The following is a 15,780-nucleotide window of genomic DNA, read 5'->3' as shown; positions in this document are numbered from 1 at the left end:
GCCGGTGGCGGGGGGCGCGACCTGGTCACCGCCACCGGCCGGTTCAGGGGCCGGACCGGACAACCGGCTCAGCTCTTGTTCTGCTCGTTCCACTCGGCGCGCGCCGTGTCGAGCTGCTTCGCGAGCGTGTCCAGGAACTGCTTGGCGGTCATCTGGCCGAGCAGCACCTTCTGGAAGTTCGGCTCGTTGTCGGCCTTGCTGATCTTGTTCCAGTCGGGGAGGTAGTACGGCAGTTCCACGATCTTGGTGGAGCCGTCGGTGAGTGCCTGCGCGCCGAGCTTCGTCGCCTCGGCGTCCCCCAGCCACGGGTCGGCCTGGGCGTCCTTGTTGGCCGGGATGGCGCCGGCGGAGGCGTTCCACTTGCTGTTGGACTCGTGCGAGACGGCGAACTCGATGAACTTCCACGCCGCGGCCTTGTTCTTGCTGGTCCTGAAGAGGCCGAGGCCGTCCACCGGGTTGGAGACCTGGACGCGCTTGCCGTCCGGGCCGACGGGGTTCGGGATGCCGGCGAACTTGTCCTTCCCGAGCGACTTCACGTGGTCGGTGTAGGAGCCGAGGTTGTGGCTGAGCATGCCGATGGTGCCGGTGTCGAACTGCGCGACCATCTTCTTGAAGTCGTTGTTGACGTCCGCCGCGGGCGTCGTCTTCTTGTACAGGCCGACGTACTTCTCCAGCGCCGCCACGTTCTTCGGGTCGTTGACGGTGGTCTTGTCGCCCTCCCAGAAGGAGGTGATGCCCGACTGCCCGTACATGGCGTCCAGCGCCTGGGCGATGGACCCGGACCCGCCTCGGATCGTGTAGCCGAACTTGTTGCTCTTGGCGTCGGTGAGCTTCTCGGCCGCCGCGTAGAACCGGTCCCAGGTCGTCGGCGGCTCCAGACCCGCCGCCTTGAACAGGTCGGTGCGGTAGTAGAGCGTGCCGTTGCTGGCGGAGGTGGGCACGGAGTACAGCTCGTCGCCGCGCCCGCCGGCCGACTTGACCGAGTCGACCATCGTCTCCACCAGCTTGCCCTTGAGGGAGGAGTCCTCGATGCGGTCGCCGACCGGGTCCAGGGCGTTCTGGGCGACCATGTTCGCGAGGTAGGCCGCGCCGACGCCGCCGACGTCCGGCAGGCCGCCGCCCGCGATGGCGGTGTCGTACTTGGACTGCACGTCCTCGCTCGGGACGGGGACGTACTTGACCTTGATGTCCGGGTTCTTCGCCTCGAAGTCCTTGATGATCTCCTGCCAGACGGCAGTGCGGACGCCGCCGTTGTTGTCCCAGAAGGTGATCGTGCCCGTGCCGGAGCCCTCGCCGCCGCTGCCGCCGGTGCCGTCGTCACCGCACGCGGTGGCGGTGAGGGCGAGCACCGCGGTCAGGGACACGGCGGCGACCGCCGTACGTCTGGTGCTGCGGCCGGTGCTGTGGTGTGGCTTGGTCATGGTCGGCTCTTCTCTCTCGGTGCGTGCGGGAGTCACGGGAATCGCAGGAATCACGGGTGTCACGGAAGTCGCGGGGAGCGGTGCGGGGCCCAGCCGTCCCGGCCCGCGAGGTAGTCGGCGACCTCGTGGCGGGCCGCGTCGGCGTCGGACATCTGCGGACGGTCGGCGGTGACGGCGGCGCCCGGTCCGTACGTGCGGTACTCGCTGAAGCGGGCGTCCTTCCACGAGAAGCCGCCCATGTCGGTCCACGGCGACGCCTTGATCGCGGCGGGCAGCTCCGTCTCCCGGAAGAGGACCTGACCGATCGCGTCCGGGTTGCCGCCCGGGTGCCAGGGCCGGCCGAGGTGGAAGGAGCCGGCCGGGGCGTCGCTGACGACGCGGGAGCGGGTGATGAGGAAGCCGTACGGGTTGTCCTTCCAGGTGCTGGCGGCGGTGACGTACCCGTTGTTCGTGGTGGAGCCGCGGCTCAGCGCCCGGATCAGCGAACCCTCGATGACCGTGGTCGCCCGTCCGTAGACGAAGTCGACGTCGCCCTCGATGTACGAGTCGCGGATGTAGACCCGGCTGATGGCGTCCAGCCGGGGGCTGTCGGTCATCAGGGTGTCCTGGTTGCCCTTGAAGGCGGTGTTCTCGAAGACGATCCGGTCGCCGGTGGTCTTCATCGCCAGCGCCTGCTCGGCGCTCAGCTCGACCGCCGCCTCGTCGAAGTCGTTGACGAAGGTGAGGTTGCGGGCCGAGACGTCGGAGGCGGCGATCAGCACGGTGGCGCTGGCGCTGGACCCCCCGTACGCGTTCGGCGTGTCGTACACGATCACCGTGTCCGCCCGGTCCCGGCCCGTCCCGGCCAGGGCGATCCTCGGCTTGTCGGCGGGGACGCGGACCTTCTCGCGGTACGTCCCCGGCGCGATCCGCACCGTCACGAGCCCGTCGTTTCCGGCCGGCACGGCGTCCACGGCCGCCTGGACGGTGGGGTACGCGGCCGGCACGTCCAGCACGGTGTCGACACCGATGGTCTTCTGCGGGCCGGCGAAACGCTTCACCAGGGCGGGCACGGCGGCGGCCGGGTCGAGCCGGTAGGCGTAGAAGGCGCGCGGGTCGAAGGCGGACCCCCACTCGTCCCGGCGGCCGGTCGTGTCGCGCAGGATCGAGCCGCGCTCGACCAACTCCGCGGTGGCGTCGGCCTGGTAGGGGTGCTGGACGTCCTCGTAGAAGCTGTTCTCGATGACCATCCGGGTCCGGCCGCGGGCATAGGTGCCGTACGACCAGACGGGGTCGCCGTCCGCGACCTGCGCGGAGAGGTAGTTGTTGTAGAGGTGGGCGTAGGCGCAGTTGTCGGCGGACGGGTTGCGCTGCTTGGTGCCGCTGAACCAGTTGTGGTCGATGGTGATCTGGGTGGTGACGTTCTCGGTCCAGCCGATGCCGAACGCCTTGTTGTGGGTGTCGAAGCGGTTGTAGGAGACGGTGACGTACTGGCTGTCCTTGCGGACGTCCAGCAGCCCGTCGCCCATGCGCGTGAAGCGGTTGTGGTCGATCCAGACGTGGTGGACGGAGTCCATCTGGATGGCGTCGAAGTCGCTGGTCTTGCCGTCCCAGTCGCCCTCGACGTACGAGTCGCGGATGGTGAGGTTGCGGATGATGACGTTGTGCGTGCCGGGCTTGAGCTGGAGCTCGCCGTGGACGATCTCGCCGCTCGTGCCGACGCCGACGATGGTCTTGTCGGAGGCGACGGTGATGGACGATCCGAACGGCTCGACGTCGATCGCGCCCGCGACGCGGATGACGTACGGCTCGGCGGCGCCCGCGTACTTCGCCAGGTCGGCCTGGGTGCGTACGGTGACGACCTTGCCGCCCTTGCCGCCGGTGGTGCCGCCGGCGAGGGAGGCGAATCCGTGGGGTTCGTCGGCCCAGTGCCGGTTGGCGTGCTGCTGTACGGGGGCGGGCGCGGGCGCGGCCTCGGCCGGGGCGATCGCGCCCAGACCGAGCGCGGCCGCGAGGGCGGCGACCGCGGCCAGGGCCCTGCTTGGCAAGCGCTTGCTGCGCGGGTACGGCATGGCGGCTCCCATCGACGTGCAGGAAGAGATCAGCTGACGTGGAACTCGGTGAACGTGGCCGTCCCGGCGTCGCCCTGTCCCGGGGGCGCCACCGCGAACAGGCCGAGCAGGGCTCCCACCCAGCGCCAGGGCGTGGCGGCGAAGACCTGGCCGGAGGGCCGCCGGCCCTCCCCGGTGCCGGTGTCGTACGAGAACCGGCAGCGCGCGCCCGGCGACACCTCGACGCGCAGCCGTACCCGCCCGCCGCCGGCAACCGGCACCACGCGCGCGTGCGCCGCGTCCCGTTCCCGCTCGGCGACCGGCTCGGCGAACCGGTGGACCAGCCGCAGTTCGCCCTGGCCGCCCCGCTCCAGCCCGATCCACGAGAAGGCGTCGCCCAGGACGGCGAGCCCGGCGCGGGCCCCCGGTTCCGCGGACTCCAGGGCCAGGGTCACCTCGGCGGTGAACGTCTCGGCGGGCAGCCGCTGCGTGAGGACGTTCGGCAGGAGGCGCAGGTCGTGGGCGTGCTCGGTCCGGACGCAGGCGAGGCGCAGCCCGTCGCCGCCGTGGGCGACGGTCCAGCCGGGCTCGGGGTTCGCGGTCCACTGCCACTGGCGCCCGTACCGCCCGCCGGGGAAGGCGTCGTCGGTCGCCGGGGCCTCGACGGGCTGGGGCGGTCCTGCGGGCTTGCGGTGGACGCGTACGGGCTCGCCCGCGGCGCCGATCACCGGCCAGCCGTCGTCCACGTCCCACGCCATCGGCTGGAGGTGGACGACCCTGCCGTACGCGCCGCGCGCCTGGAAGTGCAGGAACCAGTCCTCGCCCGCCGCGCTGCGCACCCAGCCGCCCTGGTGGGGCCCGTTGACGTCGGTGGCGCCCTGGGCGAGCACGACCTTCTCCTCGTACGGGCCGAAGAAGTCCCGCGAGCGGAAGGCGCCCTGCCAGCCGGTCTCCACTCCCCCGGCCGGGGCGAGGATCCAGAACCAGCCGTCGTGCCGGTACAGCTTGGGCCCCTCCAGCGTGAACCAGCCGGGGATGCGGTCGCCGTCGACGATGATCTTGCCGTCGTCGAGGAGGGCGCGGCCGTCGCGGCTCATGCGGTGGCCGGTGAGCCGGTTCTTCACGCCGGAGCGGGACTTGGCCCAGGCGTGGACGAGGTACGCCTCGCCGGTCTCCTCGTCCCACAGGGGGCAGGCGTCGATGAGGCCCTTGCCCGCCTTGAGGAGGTACGGCTCGCTCCACGGGCCCCGGATGTGCTCGGCGTTGATCTGGTAGATCCCGTGGTCCGGGTCGCCCCAGAAGATCCAGAAGCGCCCGTCGGCGTGGCGCAGGGACGGCGCCCACACCCCGCGGTCGTGGCGCGGCGCGGCGAAGTCGGCGGCCGGCTCCAGCCGGTCCAGGGCGTGCCCGAGGAGCGACCAGTTGACGAGGTCGCGGGAGTGGAGCAGGGGCAGCCCGGGGGCGCGGCCGAAGCTGGAGGCGGTGAGGTAGAAGTCCTCGCCGACGGCGATGACGTCGGGGTCGGACCAGTCGGCGTTGAGGACCGGGTTGCGGTAGGTGCCGTCGCCGAGGTCCGCCGTCCATACGGGTGGGGTCACGACAGGGCCTTCCGTACGAGGGCGGCGGCCCCGTCGCGCTCCAGCGGGCCGTCGGCGACGACGGTCACCACGCGGCGGACGACCGTGGCGCCGGCCGGCACGGGCAGCCGGGTGTCCCAGGCGAGCGCGGAGCCGACGCCGGGGTACTCCTCGGTGCGGACGAACCAGGGGTCGCGGCGGGTGGCGTCGGTGGCTCCGGCGAAGACGAGCGTCCAGTCGGGGCCCGCCAGGGCCAGCCAGTCGGCGGTGCGCCCGTGCACGGCCGGCTCGCCCTCCGCGTCGGCGGTGAAGACGCCCGGCGACGCCGGGCCCTTGGGGGCCCGCCAGAAGAAGCCGCCGTAACCGGCGCCGGGGCGGCCGTTGGTGGCGGGCGATCCGATGGAGAGGCCGTCGGGGCCGGGGTTGGTGAGGGAGTAGGTGAAGTCCAGCGCCCAGGCGGTGGGGGTGAGTGCGGTGGCGGCGACGGTACGGCGCTCGCGCAGCAGCTCGCGGCCGTCGGCGCGCCAGACCAGGTCCTCCATGAAGCCGTCCGGGTCGCACAGCTTCCAGTCCTCGTGGCGCTGTTCGCCGTGGTTGTCGAGGTCCGTCGGTCCCCGGCCGCGTACGAAGGTGCGCCCGCCCCAGAAGTTGCGGCCGGCGACGTCGGGGACGGCGACGGAGACGCCCAGGTGGTGGAGGTGGTCGTCGGGGAGCTCCTCGGTGACGGGGGTGCCCTTGAGGGTGGTGACGGGATGGAGGTACGGGCGGGGCGCGAGGTCGGGGGCCAGGGCGGCCGGCTGGTAGAGGTAGCGGCCGACGGGCCGTCCCGCGCAGCGCAGGACGAGGTCCTTGGCCGTCGTCGGGGACGACATGGGGGAAGGGCTCGGGGAAGTCATCGGGGATTCGCCTCCAGCTCGGAGAAGAGGGAGAGGGTGTCGGCGCTGGCCCGGACGAGCGCGTCGATGCCCTTCACCACCCGGCGCGGGGCGCTTTCGCCGGGTGCGGCGTACCAGGCCCCGGCGGGCAGCTGCCGGGGTTCGGGGGCGGTGCGGACGGCTTCGACGAGCCGCATGAAGGCGCCCGTGCGGTGGGGCGGGACCAGCAGCTCCTCGCCGGCGGTCAGATGGCCGACGAGGTTCTCCAGCAGGTCGGTGCGGCCGTGGAGGGTCTCGGCTGGTCCGTGTCCGGCGCGCTGCACGAGCACGCGGTCCTGCTTGTACCAGAGGGTGACGCGGCCGCGGGTGCCGTGGACGACGACGTACGGCTCGCCGGGCTCCTCGGCGCAGAGCGTGACGGCGACGGTGACGCGGGTACCGCGTGCCGTGGTGAGGCGTACGCAGGAGGTGTCGTCGGCCTCGATGGCGTTGGCGCGAGCGAGCTCCAGCTCGATGGCGGCGACGTCCTCGGCGTGCGGGCTGCCGTCGAGGGCGAGGGCGGTGGCGACGGCGTGGGCCAGGGGGTTGGTGAGCACGCCGTCGACGACGTCCGTGCCGTCGTCGAGGCGCCGCTTGCCGGCCCACGGGGAGCGGCGGAAGTACGCCTCGTCGCGCGCCCAGGCCCCGGCGGCGCCGATGCCGGTGACCTCCCCGACGGCGCCCTCGGCGACCAGCGAGGCGATGGCGGGCAGGGCGTGCGAGCCGAGCGACTGGAAGCCGATCTGGCAGACGGTGCCGGCGGCCCGTACCCCGTCGGCCATTCGCCGGAACTCCGCGAAGGAGGGGGCGGGCGGCTTCTCCAGCAGGATGTGCGTCCCGCGCGCGGCGGCGGTGAGGGCGAGGTCGGTGTGGGTGTCGATGGGGGTGCAGATGACGGCGATGCCGCCGTCGCCGGCGCCCGTCGCGTCCAGCAGGGCGCCGAAGTCGTCGGACTGGAGCGGGGGCTGGAGCGGGGAGCCGAGGCCGTCGAGCTCGGCGGCGTCGAGGGGGCGCAGTTCGCAGACGCCCGCGAGGCGCACGAGCCCGGCCCGCTGGAGGCGGTGGATGTTGAGCAGGTGCCAGCGGCCGTGGCCGCGGGCGCCCGCCAGCACCACCGGGATGGGGTTCCTCATCCGTGCTCAGCCCTTCACCGCGCCGGCGCTGAAGCCGGTGATCAGCCACTTCTGGATGAAGGCGAAGACGATGACGACGGGTACGGCCGCGACGACACCGCCCGCCGCGAGCGCGCCCAGGTCCACGCTGTCGGCGCCGATGAGGGTGTTGAGGCCGACGGGGATCGTCTGCTTGTCCTGTTCGCTGAGGAACATCAGGGCGAAGAGGAAGTGGTTCCAGCTGTGGACGAAGGCGAAGGAGCCGACCGCGATGAGCCCGGGCCGCAGCAGCGGCAGGACCACGGCGAGGAAGGCGCGCAGCCGCGAGCAGCCGTCCACCCAGGCGGCCTCCTCCAGGGAGACCGGCACGTTCTTGATGAAACCGCTGATGAGGATGATCGACAGGGGCAGCTGGAAGACGGTCTCGGCGATGATGACGCTGCCCAGCGAGTTGATCATCTGGAGGTTGCGGAAGATCTCGAAGAGCGGCACCAGCATCAGCGCGCCGGGGATGAACTGCGAGCACAGCAGCGCCAGCATGAAGCCGTTCTTGATGCGGAAGTCGAAGCGGGCGAGCGCGTAACCGCCGCAGAGGGCCACGAGCGTGGTCGTCACGAGCGTCACCAGGCCGACGATCATGCTGTTCTCGAAGAAGATCCCGAAGCTGCGCTCGGTCCACACCTTCTCGAAGTGGTCGAAGGTCATCGGCCACGGCAGGAGGGAGGTGGAGCCCGCGGGGCGTACCGCGAACAGCAGCATCCAGTAGAACGGGACGAGCGTGAACAGCAGGTACAGCCCGAGCGGGAGGTAGATCTGCCAGCGCGGTACGTCGTCGAAGGCGCGCTCGCGCTTGGGGGCGCGCGACCGGGACGGGGGCGGCGGGCCGTCGGGCGAGGCCATGGGGGCGCGGGTGCCCTTCTCGGCGAGTTGGGCGGTCATGAGCGGTCGCCTCCGAACTTGCTCAGGCGCAGATAGAGAATCGAGCAGAAGAGGAGGATCACGAACGCGACGGTGGTCAGCGCGGAGGCGTAACCGAAGTCGTGGCCCTCGATACCGGTGTTGGCGATCATCAGCGGCAGGGTCGTGGTGACCCCGGCCGGGCCGCCGCCGGTGAGCGTGTAGAGCAGGTCGACGTTGTTGAACTCCCAGACGCCGCGCAGCAGCGTGGAGAGGATGATCGCGTCCTTCAGGTGCGGCAGCGTGATGTGGAAGAACTGCCGCAGCCGTCCGGCCCCGTCGACCGACGCCGCCTCGTACAGGTCCCTCGGGATGGACTGGAGGTCGGCGAGGATGAGGATGGCGAAGAAGGGCACGCCGCGCCAGAGTTCGGCGAGGACCGCCGCCCAGAAGACGGTGCCGGTGTCGGAGAGCACGGAGGTGCCGTACGCGCCGATGCCGGCGTCCGCGAGGTAGCGGCTCAGCCCGGTGGAAGGGTTGTAGAGCAGCATCCAGATGGTGGTGGTGAGGACGCCGGAGACGGCCCACGGGGAGAAGACCAGGGCGCGGGCGAAGGCCCGGCCGACGAAGGTCTGGTTGACCAGCAGCGCGAGGACGAGCCCGAGGGCGAGCTGCAGGCCCACCTGGACGACGACCCACTTGGCGCTGAAGCCGAGGGTGGACCAGAAGAGTGGGTCCTCGGTGAAGATCCGGGTGAAGTTGTCGAGGCCGGCGAAGCCGTTCTTCCAGGGCTTGGTGACGTTGTAGTGCTGGAGGCTGTAGTAGAAGACGCTGAGCACCGGGTAGGCGATGAAGCCGAGCATCAGCAGAGCGGCGGGCGCGATCAGCAGATACGGCAACCGGCGTGGTACGGCCGTGGCGTGGGCCATGGCAAGTCTCCGTTCATCGAGCATGGGGAAGCGCTTTCCGGATGCCGTTCGGTATCTCGGATGTACGGATCTCCGGGTACGGGTCGGTTCAGCCCGCGTAGGGGTCCGGCACCTCACCGCTCCGGGCGAGGAACGCGAAGTCGCAGCCGGTGTCGGCCTGGGTGATGTGCTCGCTGTACAGGGCGCCGTAGCCGCGTTCGTACCGGACCGGCGGCGGCGTCCAGGCGGCCCTGCGGCGCGCCAGCTCCTCGTCGTCCACGTCCAGGTGGAGGGTGCGCGCCTCGACGTCGAGGGTGATGAGGTCGCCGGTGCGGACGAGGGCGAGCGGCCCGCCGACGTACGACTCGGGCGCGATGTGCAGCACGCACGCGCCGTAACTGGTGCCGCTCATCCGGGCGTCGGAGATCCGCACCATGTCCCGCACCCCCTGCTTGAGCAGGTAGTCCGGGATCGGGAGCATGCCGTACTCGGGCATGCCGGGGCCGCCCTTGGGTCCGGCGTTGCGCAGCACCAGCACGTGGTCGGCGGTGATGCCGAGGGCCGGGTCGTTGATGGTGCGCTGCAGGGTGCGGTAGTCGTCGAAGACGACGGCGGGGCCGGTGTGCTTGAGCAGGTGCGGCTCGGCGGCGATGTGCTTGATGACGGCGCCGTCGGGGCAGAGGTTGCCGCGCAGGACGGCCACCCCGCCCTCGCTCGCGAGCGGGTTGCCGCGCGGCCGGATGACGTCGTCGTCGTGGACGAGCGCGCCGTCGAGCTGTTCGCGCAGCGAGTCGTGGGCGACGGTGGGCCGGTCCAGGTGGAGCAGGTCGGTGATGCGGGAGAGGAAGCCGGGCAGGCCGCCGGCGAAGTGGAAGTCCTCCATGAGGTGGCGCCCGCCGGGGCGGAGGTTGGCCAGCACCGGTACGGTGCGGGCGATCCGGTCGAAGTCGTCGAGGGTGAGCGCGACCCCGGAGCGGCCCGCCATGGCGATCAGGTGGATGACGGCGTTGGTGGAGCCGCCGAGCCCGAGGACGGTCGTCACGGCGTCCTCGTACGCCTCCCGGGTCAGGATCCGCGACAGCCGCAGGTCCCGGCGGACGAGCTCGACGATCCGCATCCCGGAGGCGGCGGCCATCCGGTCGTGCCCGGAGTCGACGGCCGGGACGGAGGAGGCTCCCGGCATCGTCACGCCGAGCGCCTCGGCGGCGGCCGTCAGGGTGGAGGCGGTGCCCATGGTCATGCAGTGGCCGGGCGAGCGGGCCAGGCCGTTCTCCAGCTCGGCCATCTCGCAGTCGCCGATGAGCCCGGCGCGCTTGTCGTCCCAGTACTTCCACATGTCCGTGCCGGAGCCGAGGACCTCGCCGCGCCAGTGGCCCGGCAGCATCGGCCCGGCCGGTACGAAGACGGCGGGCAGGTCGGCGGAGGCGGCGCCCATGAGCAGCGCGGGCGTCGACTTGTCGCAGCCGCCCATCAGCACGGCCCCGTCCACCGGGTAGGAGCGCAGTAGCTCCTCCGTCTCCATGGCGAGGAGATTGCGGTAGAGCATGGGGGTGGGCTTCTGGAAGGTCTCGGAGAGCGTGGAGACCGGGAATTCGAGCGGGAAGCCCCCGGCCTGCCACACGCCCCGCTTCACGGCCTGGGCTCGGTCGCGGAGGTGGACGTGGCAGGGGTTGATGTCGGACCAGGTGTTGAGGATCGCGATGACCGGCTTGCCGAGGTGCTCCTCGGGGAGGTAGCCGAGCTGGCGGGTGCGGGCGCGGTGGCTGAAGGAGCGCAGCCCGTCCGTGCCGTACCACTGGTGGCTGCGAAGCTGTCCGGGGTTCGAGGTTGTCGGCCGGTTCATATCTCCCAGCCCTTGACGATGTCGGCGATCTCGGCACGGCGCGCCTCGGGCAGCGGGCGGCTCGGCGGGCGCACGTCGCGGCGGCACAGCCCGAGCACCTCCAGGGCCTCCTTGACGACGGTGACGTTGTTGGCGGACTGGTCGGCGGCGCGCAGCTCCTCGAAGGGGCGGATCCGCTCCCACACCTCGGCGGCGGCCGCGTAGTCGCCCCCGCGCAGGGCGTCGCGCATGGCGAGGGAGACGGCCGGGGCGACGTTGACGAGCCCGGAGGTGAAGCCGGTGGCGCCCATGGCCCAATAGGGGGGCGCGTACAGCTCGGCGAGGCCGGCGATCCACACGAACCGCTCCAGCCCGGCGTCGCGGGCGACGGCGCCGAAGCGGGCGGCGTCGGGGACGGCGTACTTGACGCCGATGACGTTCGGGCACAGCTCGCCGAGGCGGGCGATGGCGGCGCCGTCGAGGAGGGGGTTGCGGACGTACAGCACGACGCCGAGCTCGGGGACGGCGTCGGCGATCTCGCGGTGGTAGTCGATCCACCCGTCGCGCGAGACGTACGGGTGGACGGGCTGGTGCACCATCACCATGCCGGCGCCGGCGTCGCGGGCGTGCCGGGCGGCGGCGACGGCGGTGGGCAGGTCGTGCCCGACGCCGACGAGGACGGTGGCGCGGTCGCCCGCGTCCGCCACGGTCAGCTCGGTCACCAGGCGCCGCTCGTCGGGGGTGAGGGCGTAGAACTCCCCGGTGTTGCCGTTGGGGGTGAGGGTGCGTACGCCGCTGTCGAGCAGCCTGCGCAGCAGGGCGCGGTACGCGTCCCGGTCGACGCCGCCGTCGGGGCCGAAGGGGGTTACGGGGATCGCGACGACGTCCGCGAGCGCCGCCCTCGGTGATGCGTGGTCCATGCGGCTGTCCTTGTCTGTCTTCTCGGGAGGGTTCACGAGCGGAGAGTCCACGAGTGGGGAGTTCACGAGTGGGGGAAGGCACGCTCGACGAACGAGGCGATGTGCTGGTGCAGCGCCCGCGCGGCGCCCTCGGCGTCCCCGGCGACGGCCAGGCTCAGGATCCGGCGGTGCTCGTCGGCCTCGCGCTGCCAGGACGGCTCGGCGCTCCAGGCGACGGTCGACACGAGCGCGGCCTGGTCGCGCACCTCGTCGAGCATCCGCGCCAGCAGCGGGTTGCCGCAGTGCGTGTACAGGGCGCGGTGGAACTCCCGGTTGGCGAGGGACCGTTCGGCCTGGTCGGCGGCGTTGTCCGCGTCGACCAGCGCCTGCCCGGCGACCTCCAGGGACGCCCCCCGCCCGATGGTGCGCCGCAGCGCCTCGGGCTCCAGGAGGAGCCGTACGTCGTAGACCTCGCGCGCCATCGCGGCGTCGACGGTGCGGACGGTGGCGCCCTTGTACTGGCTCATGACGACGAGCCCGGTCCCGGCGAGCGTCTTCAGCGCCTCGCGCACCGGCGTCTTGGACACCCCGTACTGCGCGGCCAGTTCGGTCTCCACCAGCGCTTTGCCGGGGGCGAACCGCCCGGTGAGGATCGCGTGCTTGATCGCCTCCAGGACGTACTGGGTGCGGGACGGTATCGGGGTGGGGGCGGCGAAGGCCATACGGGCGGCTGCTCTCATATCTCGCGTATCGCGTCTCATATATGACGTACGAAGTACGACGGGTTGAAGGTAGGGCGGCGACAGGGGCACGTCAACGCTTCGGACGAAAAAGGCCCGGCCGGATCGGCCGGGCCGTAACGGCGCGCGTCCGCACGGGCGTTGGGCGCCGGGCGTCAGCGCAGGGCCCGCAGCGCTTCCTTCACCGCCGCCAGGTCCGGGGCCGAGGCCAGCCCCGCGTGGTAGAGGCGCAGGTCGGTGGCGCCGAGGGTGCGGGCGCGGCGGGCGTCGGCGGCGAGGGTGGCCGGGGAGCCGCCCATGCCGGAGACCACCGTGAAGTTCGCCGCCAGGACGGTGTCGCCGCGCGCGTACCCGGCGAACGGCGGGAGCACCGACTCCGCGCCGCCGCCCGTGCAGGGCAGGACGACGCCGTCCGCGACGGACAGGATGTGCGCGGGGTCTACGCCCGCGTTGGCGCCGGTGCGGTACGGGGAGGGGTCGGCGTGCAGCAGGACCCGGAAGCCCGGCGGCGCGGCCGCCCGGACCGCCGCGACGCACGCCTCCTGGAGGGCGCGGGCGGCGCGGGTGCGCCAGGCGAGGGTGGCGTCGGCGAACCCCGCGCCCAGCAGCTTCCCGACGGCCGCCCATCCGGCGCCGGCGGAACCACCGGAAGCCCACACCGGCTCCAGGGCGCGGCGCACGGCGGCGCCGAGCTCGTCCGGGTCCAGGCCCTCCCCGGCGTACCCGGCGCGGCAGGTGTCGCAGAAGCACAGCGACATCAGGTACTGCGCGGCGTCCCCGAGGGCGACGCCGCCGGTCTTGTCGTGGGCGTGCAGGTGGGCCATGCCGTACCAGCCGCACGACTCCAGCTCGGTGCCGCGCGCCCCGGGGCGTACCGCCGCTTCGGCGGCGAGCTCGACGAGGTAGGCCCGTACGCCGGGCCGGGCGATGCACGGCGCCCAGGGGTAGCGGTCGCCGTACGCGTTGACCACCGAGGTGTCCGGGTGCTCGGCGCCGAGGCGGGAGCTGTGCGCGAGGACGACCCAGCTGTGCACGTCGAGCCCGGCGTCCGCCAGGGCCTCGGCGGCCTGGCCGTACGCGTCGCCGGGCGCCCAGTCCCCGGCCGCGTACGGCCGCAGCGGGTGGCGGTCCCAGCGGCCGGGGTCCGGCGGGTAGAGGACGGCGGCGTACGCGGCGGTGACGACGCGGTGCCGCGGGTGGAGCGGGGTCAGGGCGCGGGTGGAGTGGTACGCGGAGGCGAGCGTGACCTGCCGGACGCCGAGGTCGGCGATGCGGGCAGGGGCGTCCGGGTCGCCGATGACGTCCCAGGGGTAGAGGAAGGCGGAGGCCTTCACCGCTCCCCTCCCGGGCCGGGGGTCAGCAGGGCGCGGCCGCGCTCGACGAGCCGGGCGAGCTCCTCGATGTGGGCGGGTGCGGGCTCGCTGAGCGGCGGGCGGACCTCGCCGACGTCCAGGCCGGCGAGCCGCACCCCCGCCTTGACGAGGGAGACGGCGTAACCGCGGCCCTGGGCGCGCAGTTCGACCAGCGGCCGGTAGAAGCCGTCGATGAGCCGGTCGGTGGTCGCGTCGTCGCCGTCCCGCAGCGCCCGGTGGAAGGCGAGGGCGATGTCGGGCGCGAAGCAGAAGACGGCGGAGGAGTAGAGCGTGACGCCGATGCCCCGGTAGGCGGGCGCGGTCAGTTCGGCGGTGGGCAGGCCGTTGAAGTACAGCAGGTCGAGCCCTTCGGCGCGTACGGCGCTGACGACGCGCTGCATCAGGTCGAGGTCGCCGTACCCGTCCTTGAGGCCGATGACGCCGTCGACGCGGGCGAGTGCGACGGCCGTGGCCGGGGTGAGGACGGCGTTGTCGCGCTGGTAGACGATGACGTCGAGGGAGGTCGCCCCGGCCAGCGCGGTGTAGTGGCGCAGCAGGCCCGCCTGGTCGGCCACGACGAGGTAGGGCGGCATGGCGAGGAGTCCGTCCGCACCCGCCTCCTCGGCGAGGCGCGCGTACCGGACGGCGAGCGCGGTGCCGTATCCGGTGCCGGCGACGACGGGCACCCGCCCGGCCGCCTCCTCGACGGCGGCGGCGACGCAGGCGCGGAACTCCTCGGGCGTGAGGGCGTGGAACTCCCCCGTGCCGCAGCAGGCGAAGACGGCGGCGGCGCCCGCCTCGATGCCGCCGCGCACGTGCGCGCGGAACGCGTCGAGGTCGAGCGCGCCGTCCGGCCCGTACGCGGTGACGGGGAAGAACAGCAGACCGTCGAGTCGGCCGGCGAGTGGGACTCGGCCGGCGAGCGGTGCTCGACCGGGGGACGGGGCAGAGGTCACGGGCGCTCCCTGAACAGCCGTCGCACACACTCGTGCACGATTCTGACCGATGTTTATATTTCTGAACACCGCCACGCTAGGGCAGCCGTCTTGGGCCGGTCAAGGCGCCACCTGGCCGAAAACCGCGACCATGGCGTGGAGTTGAGCGGGTACTCGTCCCCCCTTGACGCTGTTCGCGCCCGCTCTCTAGCGTGTCCACGCTTGTGAATGCCGTCTACGTCGTTGAGCTGAGGCGTCGACCTGTGCCGTCGAGCCGTCGGCCCTACCGAGGAGATCCGCCCATGCCCGCTCCCCGCACCGTCCTGCTCACCGGCGCCGCCGGCGGCGTCGGCACCCTGATGCGGGGCCTGCTGCCCGCGTACGGCTACGACCTCCGGCTCCTCGACGTGACGCCCATCGACGGCGAGCCGGACGCCATCACCGCGGACCTGGCCGACAAGGACGCCCTGCGCGAGGCGGTCCGGGGCGTGGACGCGATCGTCCACCTGGCGGGCATCTCCCTGGAGGCCCCCTTCGAGAAGATCCTGCGCGCCAACATCCAAGGCACCTACAACCTCTACGAGGCGGCCCGCGAGGCGGGCGTACGGCGGATCGTCTTCGCCTCCAGCAACCACGCCGTCGGCTTCACCCCGCGCCCGCACGGATCGGACCCGCTGATCCCGGTGGACACCCCGCACCGCCCGGACACCCTCTACGGCCTGTCCAAGTGCTTCGGCGAGGACCTGGCCCAGCTCTACTGGGACCTGCACGGCATCGAAACCGTCTCCGTACGGATCGGCTCCTGCTTCATGGAGCCCACCTCCGTACGGATGCTGTCCGTCTGGCTGAGCCCGGGCGACGGAGCCCGACTCTTCCACGCGGCCCTCACCGCCGAGGACGTACACCACACCGTGGTGTACGGATCGTCCGCCAACACGCGCCTGTGGTGGGACCTGTCCTCGGCGCGGGCACTCGGCTACGAGCCCGAGGACGACTCGGAGCAGTACGCCCCGAAGCTCGTCGCCGAGCACGGCGAGCTGGACGACGCCAACCCGGAGCACCGGGTCCTGGGCGGCCACTTCGCCACCAACCCGCCGCAGTGGCCGCACTGAGCCGTAACCGGAGTGGCCCAAGAGAGCGCAGGTAAGGGAACGGCAAAGCGGTCCCGGTCGT

13 protein-coding genes are annotated in these 15,780 nt (G+C 72.4%); 1 reads left to right on the top strand and 12 read right to left on the bottom strand.

What is annotated here, in order from left to right; all coding sequences use genetic code 11:
• Nucleotides 1-68: 68 nt before the first annotated feature.
• The 12 genes from ACIRNI_RS12030 to ACIRNI_RS11975 form a co-directional block, all read right to left on the bottom strand.
• Entirely contained in the window at nt 69-1,421 is a 1,353-nt protein-coding gene (locus ACIRNI_RS12030; RefSeq protein ID WP_403550652.1) for an ABC transporter substrate-binding protein, read from the bottom strand.
• 59 nt (nt 1,422-1,480) lie between these two features.
• A complete protein-coding gene (locus tag ACIRNI_RS12025) occupies nt 1,481-3,472 on the bottom strand; it encodes a pectinesterase family protein (RefSeq protein WP_403550650.1) in 1,992 nt (663 codons plus the stop codon).
• Between the two features lie 29 nt (nt 3,473-3,501).
• Complete coding sequence (locus ACIRNI_RS12020; RefSeq protein ID WP_403550648.1) at nt 3,502-5,049, bottom strand: glycoside hydrolase 43 family protein; 1,548 nt, start codon at nt 5,047-5,049, stop codon at nt 3,502-3,504.
• Nucleotides 5,046-5,900: a PmoA family protein gene (locus ACIRNI_RS12015; RefSeq protein ID WP_403550646.1), complete on the bottom strand. Its 855-nt coding sequence runs from the start codon at nt 5,898-5,900 to the stop codon at nt 5,046-5,048. The genes ACIRNI_RS12020 and ACIRNI_RS12015 overlap by 4 nt, the downstream gene beginning before the upstream one ends.
• 20 nt (nt 5,901-5,920) lie before the next feature.
• The gene (locus tag ACIRNI_RS12010; RefSeq protein WP_403550644.1) at nt 5,921-7,075 is read right to left on the bottom strand and encodes a Gfo/Idh/MocA family protein; all 1,155 of its coding nucleotides are present in this window, start codon (nt 7,073-7,075) and stop codon (nt 5,921-5,923) included.
• 6 nt (nt 7,076-7,081) lie between these two features.
• Nucleotides 7,082-7,993: a carbohydrate ABC transporter permease gene (locus ACIRNI_RS12005; protein ID WP_403550642.1), complete on the bottom strand. Its 912-nt coding sequence runs from the start codon at nt 7,991-7,993 to the stop codon at nt 7,082-7,084.
• The gene (locus tag ACIRNI_RS12000) at nt 7,990-8,880 is read right to left on the bottom strand and encodes a sugar ABC transporter permease (RefSeq protein ID WP_355360243.1); all 891 of its coding nucleotides are present in this window, start codon (nt 8,878-8,880) and stop codon (nt 7,990-7,992) included. The genes ACIRNI_RS12005 and ACIRNI_RS12000 overlap by 4 nt, the downstream gene beginning before the upstream one ends.
• A gap of 88 nt (nt 8,881-8,968) precedes the next feature.
• On the bottom strand, nt 8,969-10,702 hold the full coding sequence (gene araD, locus ACIRNI_RS11995; protein ID WP_403550640.1) for an L-arabinonate dehydratase: 1,734 nt from the start codon (nt 10,700-10,702) through the stop codon (nt 8,969-8,971).
• On the bottom strand, nt 10,699-11,601 hold the full coding sequence (locus tag ACIRNI_RS11990; RefSeq protein ID WP_403550638.1) for a dihydrodipicolinate synthase family protein: 903 nt from the start codon (nt 11,599-11,601) through the stop codon (nt 10,699-10,701). The genes araD and ACIRNI_RS11990 overlap by 4 nt, the downstream gene beginning before the upstream one ends.
• Before the next feature lie 62 nt (nt 11,602-11,663).
• Nucleotides 11,664-12,302: a GntR family transcriptional regulator gene (locus tag ACIRNI_RS11985; RefSeq protein WP_403550636.1), complete on the bottom strand. Its 639-nt coding sequence runs from the start codon at nt 12,300-12,302 to the stop codon at nt 11,664-11,666.
• A 173-nt stretch (nt 12,303-12,475) separates the two neighbouring features.
• Entirely contained in the window at nt 12,476-13,654 is a 1,179-nt protein-coding gene (locus ACIRNI_RS11980; RefSeq protein WP_403550635.1) for a hypothetical protein, read from the bottom strand.
• Complete coding sequence (locus tag ACIRNI_RS11975; RefSeq protein WP_403550633.1) at nt 13,651-14,628, bottom strand: 5-dehydro-4-deoxyglucarate dehydratase; 978 nt, start codon at nt 14,626-14,628, stop codon at nt 13,651-13,653. The genes ACIRNI_RS11980 and ACIRNI_RS11975 overlap by 4 nt, the downstream gene beginning before the upstream one ends.
• Before the next feature lie 281 nt (nt 14,629-14,909).
• Here ACIRNI_RS11975 and ACIRNI_RS11970 point away from each other — a divergent pair, with 281 nt between their 5' ends.
• Nucleotides 14,910-15,719 carry an NAD-dependent epimerase/dehydratase family protein gene (locus ACIRNI_RS11970; RefSeq protein ID WP_403550632.1) on the top strand — a complete coding sequence of 270 codons (810 nt, stop codon included), beginning with the start codon at nt 14,910-14,912 and terminating at the stop codon, nt 15,717-15,719.
• The last annotated feature ends 61 nt before the right edge of the window (nt 15,720-15,780 follow it).

The organism is Streptomyces sp. NPDC093546, assembly GCF_044765045.1.
In the GTDB taxonomy this organism is placed as follows: domain Bacteria; phylum Actinomycetota; class Actinomycetes; order Streptomycetales; family Streptomycetaceae; genus Streptomyces.
Note: the sequence above shows the minus strand (reverse complement) of the source record. Positions and strands in the feature narration are given on the sequence as shown.